The following is a 5,813-nucleotide window of genomic DNA, read 5'->3' on the forward strand; positions in this document are numbered from 1 at the left end:
CCCAGCGGCCCACCCCCGGCCCGTCCGCTCACTCCCGTCCCGGCCTGCCACCCCGACGCAGTAACCGGCTCGGCTGTTCGGGCTCCGCCCGCGAGCGGGCGGGCCGCGGCGGTGGCAGCGTGAGGCCGGGCGCCCGGTGGCGTCCTGGTGTCCGCCCCGGTGACCGGACGGACCGCCGAACCGTTCGTGGAGGTCTCCCGTGGACACTGGCTCCGCCCGCCGCACTCGCGCCCGCCGCCGTCCGTTCGCCCTGCGGACCCTGACGGCGCTGATCGCGGGCAGCGCCGTGCTGCCCGCGTGCTCGAGCTCCCACTCACCGCACGCCGCCTCGCGGACCGCACCGGAGCGCTCCGGCCGCCCGGTCGCCGACTCCCGGCTGCTGCCGGGCATGCCGCCCCCGCTGGACCCCACCGACCTGTACGCGGCCGACCGGCCGGGCAAGCTGTCGCCGGTGGTCAAGGACTTCACCCCGCGGGTGTACGTGCCCAACACCCTCTCCGACACGGTGAGCGTCATCGACCCGAAGACCTTCAAGGTGATCAAGACCATCCCGGTCGGGCACCAGCCGCAGCACGTGGTGCCCTCCTGGGACCTGAAGACGCTGTGGGTCAACAACGACCTGGGCAACACCCTCACCCCGATCGACGCCGCCACCGGGCGGGTCGGGCGCCCGGTGGACGTCCACGACCCGTACAACCTCTACTTCACCCCGGACGGCAAGCACGCCGTGGTGATGGCCTCCAAGGACCGGCAGTTGGTCTTCCGCGACGCGCACACCATGCGGGTGAAGAAGACCGTGCCGGTCTCCTGCGCCGGGGTCAACCACGCCGACTTCTCCCCCGACGGGCGCTACTTCATCGTCAGCTGCGAGTTCTCCGGCGAGCTGCTGAAGGTGGACACCGCCCGGATGAAGGTGGTGGGACAGCAGAAGCTGCCGATGCGCGGTGCCATGCCCCAGGACGTGAAGATCTCGCCGGACGGCAAGACCTGGTACATCGCCGACATGACCGCCGACGGCCTGTGGGTGCTCGACGGGGACGCCTTCACCCGCCCCCGGCTGCTGCACACCGGCAAGGGGGCGCACGGTCTCTACGTCAGCCGGGACTCCCGCCACCTGTTCATCTCCAACCGCGGCGAGGGCAGCATCGGAGTGCTCTCCTTCGACACCGGCAAGCTGGTCCGGCGCTGGCGGATCCCCGGCGGCGGCAGCCCCGACATGGGCGGGATGTCCAGCGACGGCCGGATGCTGTGGCTCTCCGGGCGCTACAACTCCGAGGTCTACGCGATCGACACCCGCGACTGGCGGCTCAAGGCCCGTATCCCGGTGGGCGGCGGACCGCACGGGCTGGCCGTCTACCCGCAGCCCGGCCGCTACTCGCTCGGGCACACCGGCGTCTTCCGCTGACCACCCGGCGCCTGGCGTGACCTCTTCGTGAAGATGTCGTCACGGCTCCCACCGGCTGCCCCGAACCGCCCTGACGCGGCGCCGTGACGCAGTACGTTCGCCTCGTGACGCCGCGCTTCGACCGAAGCCGGCCGCGCGGAGGGGGCAGCGCGCATGCGCAAGGCCGACGAGGGCGACAACGCCAGCAACGCCGACGACACCGGCGAGGCCGGCACGGGCGGGGCCCGACCGCGCCCGGGCCGGAGCACCGGAGGGAAGCGGCGGCTGCCGGGACCACCGGCCGTACTCGCCCGGCATCCTCGGCTGGCCCTCGGCGCGGCGGCGACCGCCACGGCTCTGGCGGTGCTGCCCTTCACCCCCCTGCTGGGTGAGGACCCCGCGCCTCCGCGGAACGCGGGACCGCCCGCCGCGATCCCCGACCCGCCGGCCGCCGACCCGTGCGCCCTGGCCCGCCCCGGCGCGCTGGCCCGCTTCGGAGCGGCCCGACTCGACCGGGACTACGGGAACTTCGACCGGTGCGATGTGATCGTGCGGCGCGGCGGCGACGAGGTGGACGTCCGGCTCGACCTGGACAGCGGAGGGGCCGCGGAACTCGCCGCCCCGGCGCGTACCGTACGCGGGGTCGGCGTGGTGGTGGAGCCGGGCGAGAACGGTGAGTGCCATCGGGCGCTGCTGCCGGGTGCCCGGGCGCGGTACCACGTCACGGTCAGCGCCCACCAGACCAGGGGCGAGCGGGCGCCGCTGTGCGCGATGGCGGACAGCGCCGCCGAGCAGGCGGTCCAGGTGCTCGCCAGGGGGCCGCTCGCCCACCGCAGTCCGCCGCTGCCCGCCGACTCACTGGCCCGGGTGGACGCCTGCGCGCTGCTGGACGCGCGTGCGCTGTCGGTCGTCCCGGGCGTCGACGCCGAGGACCGGGACGTCTCCTTCGGCGACTGGGGCTGCAACTGGTACAGCGACACCGACCGCGTCCAGGCGGTGCTCCGCTTCGACCGGGGGCAGCCGCTGAGCACGGCGGACGGCCGGCACATCCGGATCGGTGGGCGGGACGCGTATGTGCGGCCCGAGGGGGACGGCGACGACAGCTGCCTGGTCCGGGTGGTGCACCGCCGCTACCTCGACCAGGACCGGGAGCCCGCGGTGGAGATGCTGTACCTGGTGGTCCGCGGGCCCCGTTCGGCGGGGCGGCTCTGCACCATGGCCGAGTCGCTGGCCGCCTCGGCCGCCGCGCGGCTGCCGTCGGCGTGCCTGAGCCCGGCCGCCCAGGCGGGCTGCCGTACCGCGGACCACCCGGCGACGCCGCGCCGCCGTCCCGGGGCCGCACCCGTCGAAGGGTAGGCCCGGCTCCCGGCGGCGGCCGGACACGGAGGATCCCATCCCGCCGGGTCAGGGCCATCACCGGCGGGATGGGAGCACATGCGGGTCGGCCGGCCGACTACTGGCCGCCGAACCAGCCCTTCACCGCGTCCCACCAGGTGTGGCGGGGTTCCACCGGAGGTTCGGCCGGCTCCACGGCGGCGGGGGGCTTGGGTGTGCTGATCCGGGGCTCGGGCAGCGGCCGGCGCGGTGGGAGCAGACCGGCCCGCTCCGGCAGCGCGTCGCCCACCGGGGGGCGGGGGGCGAACTCCACCGGCAGCGCCACCAGGTGGCGGGTCCAGGTGGTGGCGCGCCAGCGCAGCTCACCCTCCGGGACGGCCAGGCGCAGGTCCGGCAGGCGCAGCAGCAGGGCGTCGATGGCGGTGTCGGCGATGGCCCGGGCGATCTCCCGCCCCGGGCATTCGTGCGGTCCGCCGCTGAAGGACAGGTGCGAGCGGTTGCCGTGCATCGGGGCGTTCAGGTCGGGCCGGACCGCCGGGTCGATGTTGCCGGCTGCCACGCCGAGCAGCAGCATGTCCCCGGCCCGGATGGGACGGCCGGCCAGTTCGGTGTCCGCGGTGGCCCAGCGGGCGGGGATCACGATGGTCGGCGGGTCGTCCCAGAGCACCTGTTCCACCGCGTCCGGCAGGGTCATCTGGCCGCCGGCCAGTGAGGCGCGGAACCGCTGGTCGGTGAGGACCATGCGCAGGGTGCTCGCCAGCAGGCTGGTGGTGTTCTCGTTGGCCGCCATCAGGACCAGCCACAGCAGGTTGCGGATCTCGTCGTCGGAGAGTCCGGCCGGGTGCTCGATCAGCCAGGAGGCCAGGTCCGAGCTGGGCCTCTCCTTCTTGCGCGCCAGCAGCCCGGCGAGCTGCTCCTTGATGAAGTCGTTCGAGGCTATCGCCTTGTCGGACGCCTTCACCAGCTCGGTGGCGGCGTCCACCAGCCGCGGGCTGTAGGCCTCGGGCATGCCCAGGAGTTGGGTCAGCACGGCCATGGGCAGCTGGCGGGCGAACTGGTCCAGTAGTTCGGCCCTGCCGTCCCGGCTGAACTCGTCGATCAGCTGGTTGGCGAAGTGGGTCACATGGCGGCGGACGCCGCGCCGGTCGAAGCGGTCCAGGCAGTCGTTGACCGCGTCCCGCAGCCGCCGGTGCTCGTCGCCGTCGGCGGTCATCCGGTCCGGCCGCGCGCCGATCACCGGCAGCAGCGGGTTGTCCGCGGCGACCTTGCCCTCCTTCAGCTGGTGCCAGTGCCGGGAGTCGTGGGAGAAGCGGGTGGGGGTCCGCACCACCTCCAGGATCTCCCGGTAGCCCAGCACCAGCCAGCCCGGCAGGTCGCCGGTGAGCAGGACGGGTGCCACCGCCCCGTGCTCGGCGCGCAGTCGCTCGAAGACGCGCAGCGGGTCGGCCTCGTACCCGGGCCCGAAGAGCCGCGTCACGCCGCCGGGGCCGGCGTGCGCGGGGCAGCCGGGCGGTGGCGAGAGGGCGGTATCGGGGCGGACGGGATCGAACGGTTGGGTGGTCACTGGGGCTCCAGATTCGCTGTGGCAAGGGTGTGGAGGTAGCGCATCAGGGTCATCAGTGCGTCGCGGCTGGAGCCGCGGTCACGGGCGTCGCAGTGGATCACGGGTACCGAGTCGTGGAGGTCGAGTGCCGCGCGGAGTTCCGCGGTGGAGTGCACGGGGGCGTCGGGGAAGGCGTTGACCGCGATGACGAAGGGCACTCCCCGGTCCTCCAGGCGGCCGATCACATCGAAGCTGACCTCCAGTCGGCGGGTGTCGACCAGGACCACGGCGCCCAAGGCTCCTTCGAACAGGCCGTTCCACAGGAACCAGAAGCGCTCCTGTCCGGGGGTGCCGAACAGGTACAGCACCAGGTGCCGGTTGACGCTGATCCGGCCGAAGTCCATGGCCACGGTGGTGGAGGTCTTGCGCTCCACCCCGGCGATGTCGTCGATGCCGACAGCGGCCTGGGTCATCGTCTCCTCGGTGGTCAGCGGGCGGATCTCGCTCACCGAACCCACCAGGGTGGTCTTTCCGACGCCGAATCCGCCGACGATCACCACCTTGACCGCCGAGGCGGCCGAGGCGGGCAGCGTGTCCTCGCTGCGTGGCCCGCGGCGCGGTTCAGAGGTTTTGCAGTCCATGCATCACCGCCTCCAAGATCTCGATGTCCGGCAGCGTCGCCGCCGGAAGAGGCGCGCGCGCCTCGATACGGCCGCTGTCCAGGAGTTCCGCGAGGATCACCGTGACCGTGCTGAAGGGCAGGCGCAGATAGGCGGAGACCTCCGCGACCGACAGCGGGTAGTCGCACATGTGGAGGATGGCGGCCTGTTCGGGCCGGCAGTCCGGCCCCGGCTCGCCGCGGGCCACGATCAGGGTGACCAGGTCCAGCTCGGGCCGTGCGGCGCGAGCGCCGCGGCCGGCGCTGACCACGTAGAGCCGTTCCGGCCCGCCTTCCCACTGACCGCCGCGCCTGCCGATCCGGTCGGTACCGCCATCCGCTGGTTCACCGCTCATGTCACCAGCCCGTCGACCCGCGGCGGGCTGGTGAGGTGCTCCCCGAGCCGGGCGACCAGGTCGCGCATCCGCTGGCCCATCAGCCCGGCGTCCACTCCGTCGTCGGCGAGCACCGCGAGGAAGGCGCCGGCTCCCGCGGCCATCAGGTAGAAGAAGCCGCCGTCGACCTCGATGACCACCAGGCGCATCCGGCCGTCGCCGTGCGGGAACTCCCCGGCGACGGCGACCGACAGGCTCTGCAACCCGGCGCAGGCCGCGGCGAGCCGGTCGGCGGTGTCGGTGTCGGTGCCGTACTGGGCCATGCACAGGCCGTCCGAGGACAGCACCACGACATGGCGGGTCTGCGGGACGCTCGTGGCCAGATCCTTGAGCATCCAGTCCATGTTGTACCGCTGGCGTGTCATGTGCCTACTCATCCTTCCCTGACGGCTCATGGGTGTCCGGGCGGCCGGGGTCGGCCTGCGGCGCCTCTCCGGAGACGGCGTTGTGGAAGGCGGCCAGCCACATGCCCGGCTGCGGGGGCGGTTCGGGGGCCTG

6 protein-coding genes are annotated in these 5,813 nt (G+C 73.5%); 2 read left to right on the forward strand and 4 right to left on the reverse strand.

Going from position 1 to position 5,813, the window contains the following annotated elements; genetic code table 11:
* Positions 1-199: 199 nt before the first annotated feature.
* Together E4099_RS28060 and E4099_RS28065 are read left to right on the forward strand one after the other, a co-directional pair.
* Entirely contained in the window at positions 200-1,405 is a 1,206-nt protein-coding gene (locus tag E4099_RS28060) for a YncE family protein (RefSeq protein WP_209446775.1), read from the forward strand.
* A gap of 153 nt (positions 1,406-1,558) precedes the next feature.
* Positions 1,559-2,740, forward strand: coding sequence for a hypothetical protein (locus E4099_RS28065; RefSeq protein ID WP_135341931.1), 1,182 nt, complete (start codon positions 1,559-1,561; stop codon positions 2,738-2,740).
* Positions 2,741-2,837: 97 nt separating this feature from the next.
* On the opposite strand, the gene E4099_RS28070 is transcribed toward E4099_RS28065, so the two are convergent.
* The 4 genes from E4099_RS28070 to E4099_RS28085 are packed head-to-tail and all read right to left on the reverse strand — an operon-like array spanning position 2,838 to position 5,680.
* A complete protein-coding gene (locus E4099_RS28070; protein ID WP_135341932.1) occupies positions 2,838-4,283 on the reverse strand; it encodes a cytochrome P450 in 1,446 nt (481 codons plus the stop codon).
* A complete protein-coding gene (locus E4099_RS28075; RefSeq protein ID WP_135341933.1) occupies positions 4,280-4,903 on the reverse strand; it encodes a GTP-binding protein in 624 nt (207 codons plus the stop codon). The genes E4099_RS28070 and E4099_RS28075 overlap by 4 nt, the downstream gene beginning before the upstream one ends.
* Positions 4,884-5,276: a DUF742 domain-containing protein gene (locus E4099_RS28080; protein WP_135341934.1), complete on the reverse strand. Its 393-nt coding sequence runs from the start codon at positions 5,274-5,276 to the stop codon at positions 4,884-4,886. Before E4099_RS28080 ends, E4099_RS28075 begins: the two co-directional genes overlap by 20 nt.
* Positions 5,273-5,680 carry a roadblock/LC7 domain-containing protein gene (locus E4099_RS28085; protein ID WP_135341935.1) on the reverse strand — a complete coding sequence of 136 codons (408 nt, stop codon included), beginning with the start codon at positions 5,678-5,680 and terminating at the stop codon, positions 5,273-5,275. The genes E4099_RS28080 and E4099_RS28085 overlap by 4 nt, the downstream gene beginning before the upstream one ends.
* Positions 5,681-5,813: the final 133 nt, after the last annotated feature.

Origin of the sequence: Streptomyces palmae (assembly GCF_004684805.1) — a bacterium.
In the GTDB taxonomy this organism is placed as follows: domain Bacteria; phylum Actinomycetota; class Actinomycetes; order Streptomycetales; family Streptomycetaceae; genus Streptomyces; species Streptomyces palmae.

Excerpts from the sequence above, each read along its gene's own strand:
- E4099_RS28065 (WP_135341931.1), top strand. The coding sequence starts at position 1,559 with ATGCGCAAGGCCGACGAGGGCGACAACGCCAGCAACGCCGACGACACC.
- E4099_RS28075 (WP_135341933.1), bottom strand. The coding sequence starts at position 4,903 with ATGGACTGCAAAACCTCTGAACCGCGCCGCGGGCCACGCAGCGAGGAC.
- E4099_RS28080 (WP_135341934.1), bottom strand. The coding sequence starts at position 5,276 with ATGAGCGGTGAACCAGCGGATGGCGGTACCGACCGGATCGGCAGGCGC.
- E4099_RS28085 (WP_135341935.1), bottom strand. The coding sequence starts at position 5,680 with ATGACACGCCAGCGGTACAACATGGACTGGATGCTCAAGGATCTGGCC.